Origin of the sequence: Bacillus gaemokensis (assembly GCF_001590835.1) — a bacterium.
GTDB lineage: Bacteria > Bacillota > Bacilli > Bacillales > Bacillaceae_G > Bacillus_A > Bacillus_A gaemokensis.
In genome coordinates this window covers 1,027,652-1,042,847 of the sequence record NZ_LTAQ01000001.1, presented here as the reverse complement: position 1 = coordinate 1,042,847, position 15,196 = coordinate 1,027,652, and the positions used below count along the sequence as shown (strand labels likewise).

General features: G+C 33.6%; 11 protein-coding genes. 7 read left to right on the top strand and 4 right to left on the bottom strand.

Going from position 1 to position 15,196, the window contains the following annotated elements:
• Positions 1-7: 7 nt before the first annotated feature.
• The 3 genes from AZF08_RS05495 to AZF08_RS05485 all read left to right on the top strand — a co-directional run bounded on the left by AZF08_RS05495 (position 8) and on the right by AZF08_RS05485 (position 5,570).
• Positions 8-1,807 (top strand): acyltransferase family protein, encoded by a 1,800-nt coding sequence (locus tag AZF08_RS05495; RefSeq protein ID WP_033674357.1) that lies wholly within the window; start codon positions 8-10, stop codon positions 1,805-1,807.
• A gap of 456 nt (positions 1,808-2,263) precedes the next feature.
• Positions 2,264-4,330: an LTA synthase family protein gene (locus AZF08_RS05490; RefSeq protein WP_033674356.1), complete on the top strand. Its 2,067-nt coding sequence runs from the start codon at positions 2,264-2,266 to the stop codon at positions 4,328-4,330.
• 556 nt (positions 4,331-4,886) lie between these two features.
• The gene (locus tag AZF08_RS05485; RefSeq protein WP_033674355.1) at positions 4,887-5,570 is read left to right on the top strand and encodes an N-acetylmuramoyl-L-alanine amidase family protein; all 684 of its coding nucleotides are present in this window, start codon (positions 4,887-4,889) and stop codon (positions 5,568-5,570) included.
• A 321-nt stretch (positions 5,571-5,891) separates the two neighbouring features.
• On the opposite strand, the gene AZF08_RS05480 is transcribed toward AZF08_RS05485, so the two are convergent.
• Positions 5,892-7,238 carry an NAD(FAD)-utilizing dehydrogenase gene (locus tag AZF08_RS05480; protein ID WP_033674354.1) on the bottom strand — a complete coding sequence of 449 codons (1,347 nt, stop codon included), beginning with the start codon at positions 7,236-7,238 and terminating at the stop codon, positions 5,892-5,894.
• 289 nt (positions 7,239-7,527) lie between these two features.
• Positions 7,528-8,184 carry a lysozyme family protein gene (locus tag AZF08_RS05475; protein ID WP_033674390.1) on the bottom strand — a complete coding sequence of 219 codons (657 nt, stop codon included), beginning with the start codon at positions 8,182-8,184 and terminating at the stop codon, positions 7,528-7,530.
• Positions 8,185-8,648: 464 nt separating this feature from the next.
• On the opposite strand from AZF08_RS05475, the gene AZF08_RS05470 reads away from it, so the two are divergent.
• The 3 genes from AZF08_RS05470 (at position 8,649) to AZF08_RS05460 (ending at position 12,527) form a co-directional block, all read left to right on the top strand.
• On the top strand, positions 8,649-9,491 hold the full coding sequence (locus AZF08_RS05470; protein ID WP_033674389.1) for a polysaccharide deacetylase family protein: 843 nt from the start codon (positions 8,649-8,651) through the stop codon (positions 9,489-9,491).
• A 493-nt stretch (positions 9,492-9,984) separates the two neighbouring features.
• Entirely contained in the window at positions 9,985-11,226 is a 1,242-nt protein-coding gene (locus AZF08_RS05465) for an ATP-binding protein (RefSeq protein WP_033674353.1), read from the top strand.
• A gap of 77 nt (positions 11,227-11,303) precedes the next feature.
• Complete coding sequence (locus tag AZF08_RS05460) at positions 11,304-12,527, top strand: ATP-binding protein (RefSeq protein ID WP_033674352.1); 1,224 nt, start codon at positions 11,304-11,306, stop codon at positions 12,525-12,527.
• A 43-nt stretch (positions 12,528-12,570) separates the two neighbouring features.
• Here the strand turns inward: AZF08_RS05460 and AZF08_RS05455 are convergent, their stop codons facing one another.
• A complete protein-coding gene (locus AZF08_RS05455; protein WP_033674351.1) occupies positions 12,571-13,947 on the bottom strand; it encodes an MFS transporter in 1,377 nt (458 codons plus the stop codon).
• Between the two features lie 128 nt (positions 13,948-14,075).
• Between AZF08_RS05455 and AZF08_RS05450 the strand changes: the two genes are divergently transcribed.
• Positions 14,076-14,444 (top strand): winged helix-turn-helix transcriptional regulator, encoded by a 369-nt coding sequence (locus AZF08_RS05450; protein ID WP_033674350.1) that lies wholly within the window; start codon positions 14,076-14,078, stop codon positions 14,442-14,444.
• A gap of 19 nt (positions 14,445-14,463) precedes the next feature.
• Here AZF08_RS05450 and AZF08_RS05445 read toward each other — a convergent pair whose 3' ends face one another.
• Positions 14,464-15,117 carry an HAD family hydrolase gene (locus AZF08_RS05445; protein WP_033674349.1) on the bottom strand — a complete coding sequence of 218 codons (654 nt, stop codon included), beginning with the start codon at positions 15,115-15,117 and terminating at the stop codon, positions 14,464-14,466.
• Positions 15,118-15,196 lie beyond the last annotated feature (79 nt).

The window sequence follows — 15,196 nt, the reverse complement described above, 5'->3', positions numbered from 1 at the left end:
GCTGTGAATGCCCGTACCGATAAAAAAAAATAATCGATATATGGTTGGGTTGGACAGTCTAAGAGGCCTAGCGATACTAGGGGTTATTTTGTATCATATTAATTTTAATTGGATGCCTGGAGGGTTTCTAGGTGTTACAGTATTTTTTGTTCTTTCTGGCTATTTAATTACGGATCTTCTTGTTGCTGAATGGATGAGAAATGAGAGAATTAATTTAAAGAATTTTTGGTTAAGTAGAGCAAAGCGATTACTTCCAGGGATGCTTGTTATGCTCGTAGTCGTTTTGGCATGGATTACACTGTTCCATAGTTCTTTGTTAGGAAAGATGCGCGGGGACTCACTTGCTGGTTTATTATATGTCAGTAACTGGTGGTATATTTACCACAAACTATCATATTTCGAAAGCTTTAGCCAGCTTTCTCCGTTAAATCATTTTTGGTCGTTAGCAGTTGAAGAACAGTTCTATGTTATCTGGCCCTTTGTCATTGCCTTAGCATTTCGATACATAAAAAAACAGTCACGTATTGTTTGGTTCATTATTTTCGGAGTGGCAGCTTCAGCATTAGCGATGGGAATGATGTATGAACCAGGAGCTGATCCAAGCAGAATTTATTATGGGACGGACACAAGAGCCTTTTCTTTACTAATAGGTGCGGTTTTGGCTTTCATTTGGCCAAGTAGAAGGCTTGCTTATAAAATTTTGCCGCCAGCACGTCTCGTTTTGGACATTATAGGCGGAATTTCTCTAATCATCATTCTCGTGATGTTTTGGAAGACGAATCAGTATGATCCTTTTCTATACCGAGGAGGAATGGTTCTTTTATCGGTCGCGACTGCTTTGTTAGTGGCGAATCTTGCGCATCCTGCAAGCAGAATTACTAAATTTCTAAAGTTTAGGCCTTTACGCTGGATGGGTGTACGATCATATGGAATATATCTTTGGCATTATCCAATTATTACATTGACAAACCCACAAGTAAGTACGGGAGAATTTCAGCTTACAAGGGCGATTTTACAATTTATACTTATTATATTTGTTGCACAAATTTCGTGGAAGTTTATTGAAAATCCAATACGCCAAGGGGCACTGAAGAATTTTAATTTCAAGGGTTGGAGAATAAGAAATTTGGCATTAGGTGGTAAGCTAGCTTTAGTAAGCGCACTATTCATTTCTACAGTAGCTGTTTTTGGTTTAACAACGGCTGGGCAAGCAAAGAGTAATCCGAAGAAAGAAGTGGCAGAAACAGTGAAGCAAGAGGAGCCTACACGTCCAACTGTCGTAAGAGAGGAACCACCTCAAAATAAAGAGGAACAAGAAGTTGTACCTGCAAAGCCAGAAGAACCGCTAACAGTTACAGCAGTTGGAGATTCTATTATGATTGATGTCTCGCCATATTTAAAAAATGCATTCCCTACTATTAGGATTGATGCACAAATAGGCCGGCAAATGTCTAAAGCAATTACTGCGGTAGAGAAATTGAAAAATGAAGGGAATTTAGGAAATCAAGTCATTATTGGATTAGGTACAAATGGAGCATTTACCAATGCACAATTGGAATCACTGATACAATTAATTGGGAATGAACGCAAAATTGTGCTCGTTAATACGCGGGTACCACGTCCATGGGAATCACTGGTGAATGGAAAGCTAAAAGAAGTAGCAGCAAATTACCCAAATGTGAAGCTAGTCGATTGGCATTCAGCAAGTGCTGGAAATAAAACATACTTTGAACCAGATGGCGTACATTTAACGAAAATGGGTGCAGAAGCATATGCTTCACTTGTTGTGAATCAGCTGAAACAATAGAAAAAAAGAACTTGTAGATATGCTACAAGTTCTTTTTTAGTCCAAGTAAAGATAAGAGAGTCAATAACGAATTCAATAAACGACATATATTTGGGGGGAATGGTGATATTTGTATAATTATCTTGTTAGGAATGATAGACAGGCAAACGGTTTGAGTTAGTAGTAAATATTGTATAAAATGTATGTATAGACAATTTATATTTTAAGAAAAAGTTAAGAATACATATATATAATAGAAGTTAGTAGAGATAAAATAGTATATAAATATATTAGTGCGGATGGCTTACTTCACTATTTGTGGATTAATCCCCCCATCTCAAACTTTAACAAAAGACAAGTTGTTATGTAGGAAATAATATTCAAAAAAGCCCGATTGGTGAAGGCTAATAATCAGTGGGGGATAGAGAAAACCCCACTGATTAAAGTTTCACTTTATGTAAAGGAGAGAGGGAAAAATTGAAGTATGAGTTTTCATTTTATAGTCCAAGGAAAAACAACGCATTCATTCAAATCATCTTTAGTAGCATGTTGGCATTTTTATCAGTAACCTTGCTATTTGCCGTTTTTAAATTATTACAACTAGATATGGTTGAGGAATTTTTAAATCAAAAGCTTCCGTTAAGTATTATGGTCCTTCTCTTATGGGGAATTGCATTGTATGTAACGTTTTCGAGAAATGCTATTAGAGAGAGATCAATATCAATCGCTCGTGTATATATAAAATTATTTTTGATAGCGCATACAATGAGTTTACTGTATGTACTTATGCAGAGTAATCTAAATTTTTTAGAGACAATTAGTTGGATATATAGGCATATTGGACATTTTACGTTAAGTTTAGTGCTAATTTATGTAGTGTATATCTTTATGTATAATGTGTTGGGGAAACTTTTCTTGAGTGTTGTTTTAACTAGCTGTTCCTTTGCTATTGTAGCTGTTGTAAATTATTATAAACTTATTTTTAGAGGAGATCCCCTTTATCCGTCGGATTTTACACAGATTGGACATATGCAATCAGTTATACCAATGGTTATGGATTATTTCAGTTTGAAATATATATTGGTGGGAATCGGTTGTATTGGGGGATGCATTGTAGTATTAATGTACCTTCGGAAACATATTGTAACTGTAAAAATTCATCTTGGTGTAAGAGTTCTTTTGATACTAGGTTCTATTTGTATACTTTACGGTTATGCAAATTATACAAATACATTTATGAACAAACTTTTTCAAAAATGGGATGTAAATTTCATTTTGTGGGATCAAAATGGAAACTATGCTGAAAATGGTCTAGTTTTAGGGTTTATCAGTAATTTAGATACAACAGTTGCTGAGAAGCCAAAAGAATATTCAAAAGATAATATCGTTCAAATTGCAAATAATATAAAAAAACAATATAAAAGTCAAACAGTGAATGAAAAACAAGCCGAGAAACCTAACGTTATATTTATAATGAGCGAGGCCTTTTGGGATCCGATAAAATTAACGAACCTTTCATTTAGCGAGGACCCTGTGTCAAACTTACATCATTATATAGAGAACTTCCCAGGTGGACAAACTATTTCACCTACATTTGGAGGCAATACTGCTAATACTGAATTTGAAGCATTAACAAGTTATTCAATGAGTTTTTTGAAACCAGGTTCTATACCGTATCAGCAAGTTGTTACAAATCAAAACTCAATTCCATCTATCGTAAGTGAATTGAAGAATGATGGATATCAAGCGAAAGCAATTCATGCGTTTGGCCGCACCTTCTTTAAACGAGATAATGTATATGATACTTTAGGGTTTGATAATTTTAATGCACAAGATACGATGAAAAATACAGATATAGATGGAGATTATATTAGCGATTTATCCATGAGTAAAGAAATAATAGACGAGTTAAATAAAGCAAAAAAACCTACATTTATTCATGCGGTAACGATGCAAAATCATTTTCCATTTACTCCAGGTAAATTTGGAGAAACAAAAATAAAAATTAGTGGGTTAACGGAAGATTCAGCGGCTGAACTAGAAACATATACAGAAGGTTTAAGGCGTTCAGATGAAGCACTTCAATATTTAATAGAGCAAATTAATGATTTGGATAGGCCTACGTTACTTGTCTTTTTTGGAGACCATCTTCCGTCATTAGGAGTGAATAAGTCTATTTATAAAGAAGCGGGATATATAAAAAATGAAAAAACAATAAACGAAAGATTAGCTATGGCAGAGACTCCTTTATTGATTTATGGGAATTACAACCTGCCAAATGATAATCTAGGAATGGTAAGTCCTATTTACTTTTCAAATCTTGTCTTTGATTATGCAGGAATTAATAAATCACCATTTTATCAGTTTTTATCAGAATTGCATAAGGAGGTACCGGTGCTTAGAGATGAATTGAAAGTGAATGGTAAAGGGGAAGTTATCGAAAACTTAACGGATAAGCAAAAGGAAATGTTAAAACAATATGAGCTCATTCAATATGATTTATTAGTTGGGAAACAATATAGTAAAGATATATTATTTTCATAAATTAATGACGGGATACGTATGAACAGGAAGATAGATTTAGGTTTTAAGTAGACATTGAAGATATAAAAAAGAACTTGTAGAAATCTACAAGTTCTTTTTTATATCTGGATAACGGGGTAATCAGATCAAACAGTTCAAACAGGGAGTATTACTTATAAGTTTAGTATAGAACAAATCGAATCATTTTTACGGGAATGTTTGTGAGAATTATGTGAATTTTCATTCCTTGTTAGTGGTGAGCGCTGTTCTATATGTCCTACTTATCGGTAGTATCGTCTCTAGTTTAGCGATAGTCAGGGAGGTTATTTTTACAATGAATGGTCTTTTCGAAAATTACCAATAGATGATGATCTTTGTTTTGCAGTTTATAACGGGCAAAGAGGATATAACGCGACATGGGGAAAAATATATGTTTTACGTTTCCCATCCAGCACATATTTAGTTTCTTTATTATTCTTTAACTTACTTCCATATTATTTGCATTTTATCTTTATCAGGCTTTATTAATATTTTCTTTAGATAGTTGATAGAAAACTTGATAAGGAGGATTATTTTGATGAAAAAAATGACTATATGTCTTTTATTTATACTAACATTAATAGGTGCAAGTTTCTTTTTGTATAAGGTGGAAGCACATAAACAAGTAACAGCTGATGATTTGCGTTTAAAAGGAAAAACAATTGTAATTGATCCTGGCCATGGTGGAAGAGATAGAGGCACAAAAGGGAAAAAAGATGGGACAATAGAAAAAGACCTTAATTTAAAAGTAGCCCAGAATATAAAAAAAGAGTTAGAAGAAAGAACGGATGCGAAAGTTATTTTGACACGTGAAAAGGATACTAGCTTACTTTCAGAGACGAAGCAAAAAGAGGAATTACAAGCACGCGTAAAGATAGCTAAAGATTATTCAGCGGACCTATATATCAGTATTCATCATGATGCTTTTGAGGATACAAATGTGAAAGGAATAACAACTCATTATGGATCTAATAAAAGAGGAGATAAGAAGTTAGCAAAAATAGTACAAAAAGCTATTTTTAATCAAAATGTAGATACTCGAGATAGAGGTGCAAAAGGTAGTGATTATCTTGTGTTAAGAGAAAACCCTGTACCGGCAATTTTAATTGAGCTAGGCTTTACTTCAAATGAAAGTGATGAAAAAAGAATGAATTCAGAAGAATTCCAAACAAAATCGAAAAAAGGTATTGTTGATGGTATTATTAAATATTTTACGAGTTAACGGAACGTCTAAATTAAAAAATACTATTCTTTCTGTAATATACTTTAGGAAGAATAGTATTTTTTTGTAAGTTGCCATTTAAGGTTCTTGTCAAAATACGTGGTTTTTCTCAGCTAAATGATGAAGTACCCCCAATTCTTATCACCTTTCTAAATGTTATGGCGAAAGTTTATTTATTTTACTATATTTACAAAGGATACAAGTGAAATCATGTGTAAAAGAGAAGCTCTATTTATTGTATTTCTAGAGTAATCTCAGAAGTAGTTTATGGTAGAAAATGAGTCCTTATTATGCAATCTATACCTATTAATTAGTCTGTGATTACGATAATGAAATATTAGATAAATATTTCCCGACATAAAGTCCACTTGCTGCTGCTTGAGATAATGAATGAGTAATGCCTGAACAATCTCCAATCATATACAAACCCTTTACATTTGTTTCAAAATTTTCATTGGTTTTAATCATAGGGGCATAAAACTTTCCATCGATTCCATAAAGTAAAGTGTCCTCATCGATAGGTTCTTCGATGAATTGTTCTAAGCGGGATAAGAACGCTTGTAGTACTTCGATATATAATAGAGGAATCTCATTCGAAAGATTGCCATAGTCTCCTTGTAGTGTAGGCTGTACACGATTATATATCATCATTTTCGCAGATGTAGGTTGCCCCTTAAGTAAATCGCCTAAGCGCTGTACAATAATTCTATCCCGGCCCTGATTAATTCCTTTAATAATTGTACGTGCATATAAATTTGCCTCTATGAGAGTGGAAAAATAGCGCGGGATAAATAAAGTGAAATTTAAGTTAGAAGTGCCATTTATCTGTTCTCGAAAGTTTTGACCATCAGGCATAATTAAGCCTTCTTCATACTTACGAATAATACGTCCTTTAGGATTCATACAATACGTAGTTGCTATGAAATTTTCATGTTGATAAGAAAGTTTGGTTTCAAATGTGTTTTTTAATATCGAGCGTAACTGATGTTCTTTCATCTCTACTCGAATGCCTAAATCCACACGAGTTTGGTCCTGCACAATCCCAAGAGAAGAGCATTTTTCTTTTAACCAATCCGTTCCAGAACGTCCAGTTGCAAATACCACTTGCTTAGAATGGATAACTCCTTGATCTGTGGTAATTGTGAAAAATTGGTTTTGTTGAATGATATCTTGTACATCTATGTGAAATTGGATATCTATCTTGTTACATAGAACTTTATAGAGCTGTTGAAAAATCCTCGTTGAAAGTGCAGTACCTAAGTGTCTTACTTTGGTTGTTAACATCTGTAAGCCACATACTTCAGCTCTTTTTATAAGATTAAAATTCTCTGTTGAATATTTTGTAACGGAGTCTCCACCAAAACGACATAGGATCTTGTCTACTTCATCCATTAGTTGCATAAAAACTTCTCTACCTATTTTTTGTTCTAGTTCCCCCCCAAAGCCATTTGTGTAATTAAACTTGCCTTCAGATTTTCCTAAACCCCCAAAGCCAAAATATTTATCACATGCATTACAATTACATAATTCTCCTTGATCCAAAGGGCAATTTCTATGTTCTAACGGTTTTCCTTTATCAAGAACTAAAATGTTTTGCTCGCTTTGAGCTAATGCATAAGCCATGAAAACAGCGCTTACTCCCGCGCCGATGATTGTAACATCATACATATTATTTCACCTGCTATAGAATAGTTTGTTTAGTATTCTATCAATAGTAACATGTGCTTTTAATTTTGAAACTAAATCATTGCCAGTTAAATGAACGCTTATTAAGAATCCTAATATTTTTAAAGGATTTCAAGTTGTATAGATCTTACAGTTTTCTGAGAAATATTTTGGAATAGATTTTCCTTATAAACAACAACAGATACTGGTTGAGAAAATTAACAAATTAAACCCTGTACATAAAATAGAGTAATTATGTACAGGGTTTAATTATGTGCAAAGTTAAAACGTATTACGAATTATGGTTTTGATCTTGTTGTTTGCGAAGGAACTCTTCAACAACTTTGGTTTTTGCATTAACTTTTGTTGCGTATGTGAAATCACCATAACAATATGGATACCTGAAGTTTTTTTTATTTCCACCACAAGTATACAGATCTGGACTTTGATCGACTTTTTCTTTAGAAAACTGTTTAGCTAATTCTTCGGAATGTTGTTTACCCTCTTGATTGGCAATAAAATCAATATATCCTGGGCCCATATTATAGCTTTGAATGATCGTATCTATGCCCAAATTTTTTTGTATTCCATATTTGTACATTTTAACAAAGTGTTTTATACCTTGTTCGATGCTCAAGTTTATATCTTGAATTTCATTTGGCTTTAGCCCAAGTGATTCAGAAGATTGCATAGGATCTGTACCTTCGCCTCTACTTTCTTGATACATAATTCCTAATAAAATCGTTGTTTTGTCGCTTAAATTATATTTTTCTAATTCTTTTTTTATAGTAGGTTCATGTTGTAATAAACGTTTTTCAATCGTGAACTCCTTATTGTTTTGAGTATTGGTAATGTGATTCTTATATAGTAAAGCAAGTAGTAGTAGTAAGAAACAAAAAATACCAATAAAGAAAAACATAAAGATTCGTTTTTTACTCAAATTTTTCATCAGACTTTTCATGCAGGATTCTGCACTTCCTCCTTTTACGTTGTTTTTTTGAAAAAAATTTTTCACTTATGTATCCCGCTATTGGCGAGCAGTAAGAATCTCACTGATAGAAATTCTACTTAATAATCACAAGCATTTCTTATAAGTAATGAGTTTACTATAAAGAGATAAAGATAAAATGCATTTTTAATATTATGCTATTTCTATAAAAGTGTAAAAATCCTTGTAAGTTAATGGAAGTAAATTAGATTTGCGGAGTGTAGGCAGGTAAACAAGGGGTGAAATCGGTGCAGAGGGGAAAGCTTTTTCATGTTTTTTTATTCTTTAATTTATCTCGACATTATCTGCATTTTATATTTATCTATTTCTATTAATCTATTCATTGTAAGGGCGAGGTTAAAAAATAATAAATTAATCAAAGCCAGATTTTTATATAGAAATGATGGAGAAAGGATAGATAAATGATGAAAGAATCACGGAAAAGTAATAAAAAAGGCGGAATAATCAAGGCAATCGTATCGTTAGGTGCTGTCCTAACAGTTGCTGTTCTCATGTTTTTTGTAATAGGAAAGTTTAATTCTTCTCCTGCAAAAGGAATAGCTGAGGGGAATAGTAAACAAGTTGCCACGGAGCAACAAGAAAAGAAAAAGGAAACACAACCAAAAAAAGAAAAAAGACCAGATGGAAAACCAGTGGGAAAAGTTGTTTACTTAACATTCGATGATGGTCCTAGTACATTAACGAGTCAATTTTTAGATGTATTAAAAGAGCAGGATATTAAAGCCACGTTCTTTATGCAAGGAAGTAATTTACAAAACACAAGTTTTCAAGAGAATGTAAAACGAGCAACAAAAGAAGGACATTATGTTGGTGCACATAGTATGACGCATAATAGTAACAAGTTATACACAAATGGACAATTTGTTCCAGAGATGAAAGAGGCATTAGCGCTTATCCGTGATATTACAGGTACAGATCCAAAGTTAGTACGTCCACCATATGGTTCTGCTCCAGGATTAAAAAGTGAAGACATTCGAAATCAAATTGTAGAAGCTGGAATGAAAGTTTGGGACTGGACAATTGATTCTTATGATTGGAAATTACAAGGTAATCCAAATCAAATTATAGAAAATGTTAAAAAGGGAACGACTGATGATGTAGAAGTTGTTCTGATGCATGAAAAACCGCAAACATTACAAGCACTTCCGGAAATTATTAAGTTTTATAAGGAAAAAGGATATGAATTTGGTGTATATAATGATGCTGAGCATTTCCATCTTAATTTCCAGAAGGATCATCGTCTATAATATAAAAATAAAAAGATAACTCAGAGCCATCAAGTTAATAAAATACGCCAGGTGCCAAAAGGCACCTGGCGTATTTTTATTAGATATGGAATACAAGTTTTGTTATTTGGGTGATGCCAAGAATAGCGAAGGGAGCATATTATTATTTTTCTTCTATAAAAAAACGTGTAGAAACTAATTTCTACACGTTTTTTATTCCGCTATTCGCGGGCGGGTAATCAGTGGGGGATGAAGCCTCCCACTGATTAAAGTTTCACTTTATAAAAAGGATTATTTAATTGAATATGTTAAGAACATGTTTTGATTAATCTTGTTTCAAAATATGCTCTTTTCTTTTTTATTTCGTTTTATTTGTAAAAAAAATAGATGTATTGTTATAAAAAGGGTGGGTTTCTTCCTATTTATTGAATTAGTCTTTGTTTATATATTAATATCGTTTATTATAATAAATGATATTGATAATATAATTGGATGCTTTTGAAGGGGTGTTAAAGTGCAAGATAGCTTTATACCGTCTCGAGAAGAAAAGAAAAATGCTAAAATTTTTTTATGGGTGCTACATATAGCCTTAATTGTATATGAAACAGTGTATTCTATTACGCTCAAACAGTCCATGCTATTTATGAATCCGTATGTGATGGTTCTAAAAATTGTATGTGGAGTTGGATTAATAGGCTTTAGTGTTTATTACTTTAAAAAAGGACAGGCTCATATTATAAAGTATTTATATGTATTAGCTTATATGTGCGCAGAGAGCTTTAATTTGTGTTGGTATGCAATTCATAATAAAGTAGCGTTTGATGATGGAAATATAATTGAATTTGTACTGATTTTGTTTGTACCTATTTTTTTGAGCAAACGATATTTGTTTTGTATATATCTCCTCATCATTGGAAAATATATTGTGTTTACGATGATATTAGGAGAAATGAAATCGTTTATGCCACTTGTTATATATAGTCTTTTATTCTTTGTATCCTATCTCATATTGAATCGATTTCTGCAATACCTTTCAGCTATCAAGAGAAGTGTAACAGAGGTTGGAAGTGCACAAAAGTTAGCGGTAGTTGGGAAAATGGCTGCATCAGTTGGACATGAAATTAAAAATCCACTTGCCTCATTAAAAGGGTTTACGCAATTGCAAAAAGAGAAACATGCAGAGGATCCAGTATATGAAAATATGATTCATGAAATTGAGTATATGAACAATATGATAAGTAAGTTAATGGCGATTGCAACTTGTAAACCTTCTATATATAACAGTCATGTTATTGCTGAGGTTGTATCGAGTGCGGTGAAAGAGATACATCCGAAAATGGAGGAGAAGCAGATTCAACTCATTTATGATCCGGAAGATAGTCAAGTAGAAATAGAATGTGATTATCGTAAATTAAAAGGAGTTTTTCTATATGTGATAAGGAACGCGGTTGAAGCAATGTCACGTGGCGGAAAGCTAGAAATACGAATCGAAAATAAAAGCCGAGATTATGTAGTGGTAAGCATGATAGATAATGGCTATGGTATCGAAAAAGAAGATTTAGAACTGGTAACAGAAGCCTTTTATACAACAAAGCAAGATGGAATTGGTTTAGGGCTTACTGTGGCAAAGCGAATTATTGAAGAGCATCTTGGAGGATTACATATTTCGAGTGAACAAACCGAAGGCACAAAAGTGGAGATTATCCTCCCTAGAAAGCGTGAAAGTTATGTTACGTTAGATAAAGTGAAATTTTAATCAGTGAAGGAGTACCCGCAAATAGCAGGATAAAACTTAATTTATAGCATGTCTGCCGTGAATAAAGGAGCTGTCATATGGACAAGGCCTATATATTAGAAAAAGAAGAAGTGAAGGCATTAAAAATATTTTTAAGCTTATTTTTTGCTATTTTTTTTATGTATGATATCGCTGCCTACTATATTTCACCAAAACTAGAAAATTTTCAAAATCCTTCAGAGTTTCCTGAAGGTGGTCTAGGTATATGGTTGTATATTTTTATGATCTTGTTATTTTTTGTAGGAATATACTTTATGAAACGAAAGAATCCGTATATAGTGAAGTATATTATTTTTATAGGGTATAACGTGTTAGATTTGATTCATAATATTATGATTTATTACGGAAATGATGCTGAGTTTGATGGTGGAAATATAGTAGAAGGCTTTTTCATTATGTTCGCACCAATCTTTGTGAATAAAAGGTATTTTTGGTTAGTGGCAGGAGGGATTGTTGGAAAATATGCACTCATGGGATTTGTTGTACAATCTTTTATTGTTGCAATTCCAATAGCTCTTTGTAGTGTGTTTGCTATCGTATGTTGGATTATATTATCACGATTCCACTCCTATATTCGTACGATCGAAATGATGTATGAAGAAATTCAAAAGACAGAGAAAATGGTTGTTATTGGGAAGATGGCAACGGTTATTGGACATAAAATTCGCCGGCCATTATTTACGTTAAAACAATTTGTTACACAGCAAGCAGAGAAGTACCCTGAAGATAAAATGTATAGTGAAATTATGACGCAAGAAATTGAAAGAATCGATACGATTGCTACCGAACTTATGGAGTTTGAAAAATTTAAGTTAACAGAATCTGGAACTCATAATATAAAAGAAATTCTGTCGTATGTGATCAGAATTATTGAACAATCAGCTTTAGAGCAAGGAATTAAAATACACGCTGTTTATAGTAAAGAATTACCTTCTATAGCATGTAATGAACAGCGATTGAAGCAAGTGTTTTTAAATCTAATAAAAAATGCGATTGAAGCCATGCCGGAAGGTGGAATAATTGTTATTCGGGTCACGCTAAAAGATGAGATGATCATTCAGATTAAGGATGAAGGGTGCGGTATTCCGAAAGATAAAATCCCGAAGCTTAGTGAAGCTTTTTATACAACGAAAGAAAGTGGGACAGGCTTAGGATTGATGATAACAGATAAAATTATTAAAGAACATAAAGGAAAAATACAATTTGAGAGTGAGGTTGGAGTGGGAACTACGGTGGAGATTAAGTTGCCCATCCAAGGATAAATAAGAAAGAGGGAAACAGGCCTCTCTCTTTCTTATTTAATGGTTATTTTTTTATAAACCGCCAAACAAGAAAAGATGCGATAAGATAGGAAATCCCCATAGCTAAGAAACTATATTTTGCTCCCGCATACCACGTTACAGATTCATGCAAGATAATCCCCATGAATGCCACACCAACTAATGCGCCAATTTGACGATTCACATTTAAAGTAGCGCCTGCTATATTTCCATGTTCACGACCAGCCGTCTGTATCACAATTGCAGTCATAGCTGGAACGGAGACACCAATACCAAGATTTACGATGGCGTAAATGGTTGCCACTAACCAGTAAGGCATACTTGGAGAAATGAAAAGTAATAAAAACGAACCAAGACTAGCAACGAGTAAGGAAATGAGCATTGGTGACTTAGAACCGAATCGAATTGCTAGTTTTGCAAACAATAAATTGCCAACTACAAAGACAGCCATCATCGGTAATAGTTGAAGACCAGCTAGAAAAGGAGTAGCGCCTCGTGTGTGTTGAAGAAATAATCCAAACATGAAGATGCCACCAAACAAGGAAAAGTTAATGAAAAAGCCGACAATGTTTGCAGATGAAAATCGTTGGTCATGAAATAATGCCAATGGAATAATTGGGTGTTTTGAAGTACGCTCAGCAGTGATAAATAAATTGGCCACTATAATTGTGATAAGGAATCCACCTAGTATTTGTGGCGATGTCCACCCATAGGAAGGGCCTTCAATAAGACTAAAAGCTAGGCAAGCTAAAGTGATTACACCTAATCCGTGGTTGAAAAGATTTAGTTTGACTTGCTGGCGTGATGAGGTAGAAACAACGTAGTAAGCCAGAAAAATCCCGATGATGCCAATTGGTAAATTAATGACAAAAATGCTTCTCCATCCGAATGTGTGGACTAATACACCACCGATGAAAGGGCCAATGCCTGAAGTAACTGAAACGATAGCGGACCATAGGCCAAATATTTTTGCGCGTTGTTTTTCGTTCGGATAAGAAGTAGCCAGAAGACTAAGAGAACTCGGCATAAATAGTGCTGCGCCTATACCTTGCAAAATCCGTGCAGCCACAAGAGTATTTCCAGAGCTTGCGATAGAGCAGAAAAGAGAAGCGAACACGAAGCATACTAATCCAATTAAATACATATGTTTCGCGCCATAGCGATTCGCAAGTGATCCGCCGATAAGTAGTAAAGATGCAAATGATAAAATATACCCATCGACAACCCAAGTTGCACTAGAAATCCCCATATGTAAATTTTCCTGAATGTTAGAAATTGCAATGTTCACAACAGTTACATCAAGCGTTGCCATAATAAAGCCTATTGCAAGTGCAAGTAAAATAATCATGCTAGAAGATTTCATTTGATTTGTTTCTAAATTCGTTGCTGAATGTGTTACCATGTCCAATCCCCCTATTTGTATTTACTAATATTTTCCTAAACACTATAATAAATAAAGTGCTTTATTTATGGAAGTACTGATTTTTTATATAGCTACTTTACTTTTGTATAGTTAAGGGGATGAATACAATGTGCGGAAAAGAAGAGCAACATATATCGAAGTGTTCTATTGAAAAAACAATGAGTGTAATCGGTGGTAAGTGGACGTTTCTCATTTTACGAGACTTATTTTATGGCCCAAAACGATTTGCAGAATTAGAAAAATCACTAAGTGGTATTAGTCCAAGAACACTTTCGTTACGTTTAAAAGAACTAGAGAATGAAAACATTATAGACAGAACGGTTTATTCAACAATGCCACCTCATGTGGAATATTCTTTATCAGAAAAAGGACAAACACTTCGTCCTATTTTTGATGCGATGAGAACGTGGGGGGACTCATGGAATGTTTTAGATTTGGTGGAAGAAGATAAAAAGAAAAGTACATCACTTAGCTGAGAGTGATGTACTTTTCTTTTCATACGGTGGTTAGTTCTGTATCAAGTAAAGAAACAAAATCCGTTATGCTTTTTATTAAATAATCTGGTTGTATAGAGAAATCCGGAGACTGATAGTTTCGCAACCATTGAACGCCAATTGTCAGTACACCAGCTTGCTTCCCTGCAAGTATATCTGCATCGCTATCTCCTATGAATAATGCTTGTTCCTTTGTTATGTTCAATGCTTTTAAGATGTGGGAAATCCCCTCAGGATCGGGCTTTGGATTTATAACGTCATCTCCGGTAATCATGCAGTCAAATAGGGTGCTTAACTCCAGTGTCTCCAAAGAAATATCTAAACTTCTTCGAGCTTTTCCTGTTACGATGGCTAGCTGAAATCCTCTTTTCTTTAAATCTATTAAAAGATTAGCTATTTCCATATTTTTGTCTACGTACTCATGATGTTTTTCAGTATACCATTTATAATATTTTTCGGTGGCAGCTTCTTTATTGTGTGAAATCAAGTTAGAATGAATAATCCCAACCTCACTTGGACCAAACATGGAAAGAATATCTGATTCGGTTAAAGTTTGATTATCAAACTCTTGAAATACATTTTGAAATGAATAATAGCATAAGGGCAATGTATCAGCTAATGTTCCATCAAAATCTAGAATAATTGTGCGTAGCATTTTCCCACTCCTTAAAACATATTGGTTGATGAAGCCTTTGATATTTAGAATTAAGTTAAAATAAGTATTTTTAAGTGTT

What these genes read in the sequence shown, in the direction of transcription:
- AZF08_RS05495 (WP_033674357.1), top strand. Translation starts at nt 8, where the DNA reads ATGCCCGTACCGATAAAAAAAAATAATCGATATATGGTTGGGTTGGAC.
- AZF08_RS05485 (WP_033674355.1), top strand. Translation starts at nt 4,887, where the DNA reads ATGAAAAAAATGACTATATGTCTTTTATTTATACTAACATTAATAGGT.
- AZF08_RS05480 (WP_033674354.1), bottom strand. Translation starts at nt 7,238, where the DNA reads ATGTATGATGTTACAATCATCGGCGCGGGAGTAAGCGCTGTTTTCATG.
- AZF08_RS05475 (WP_033674390.1), bottom strand. Translation starts at nt 8,184, where the DNA reads ATGAAAAATTTGAGTAAAAAACGAATCTTTATGTTTTTCTTTATTGGT.
- AZF08_RS05470 (WP_033674389.1), top strand. Translation starts at nt 8,649, where the DNA reads ATGAAAGAATCACGGAAAAGTAATAAAAAAGGCGGAATAATCAAGGCA.
- AZF08_RS05460 (WP_033674352.1), top strand. Translation starts at nt 11,304, where the DNA reads ATGGACAAGGCCTATATATTAGAAAAAGAAGAAGTGAAGGCATTAAAA.
- AZF08_RS05455 (WP_033674351.1), bottom strand. Translation starts at nt 13,947, where the DNA reads ATGGTAACACATTCAGCAACGAATTTAGAAACAAATCAAATGAAATCT.
- AZF08_RS05450 (WP_033674350.1), top strand. Translation starts at nt 14,076, where the DNA reads ATGTGCGGAAAAGAAGAGCAACATATATCGAAGTGTTCTATTGAAAAA.
- AZF08_RS05445 (WP_033674349.1), bottom strand. Translation starts at nt 15,117, where the DNA reads ATGCTACGCACAATTATTCTAGATTTTGATGGAACATTAGCTGATACA.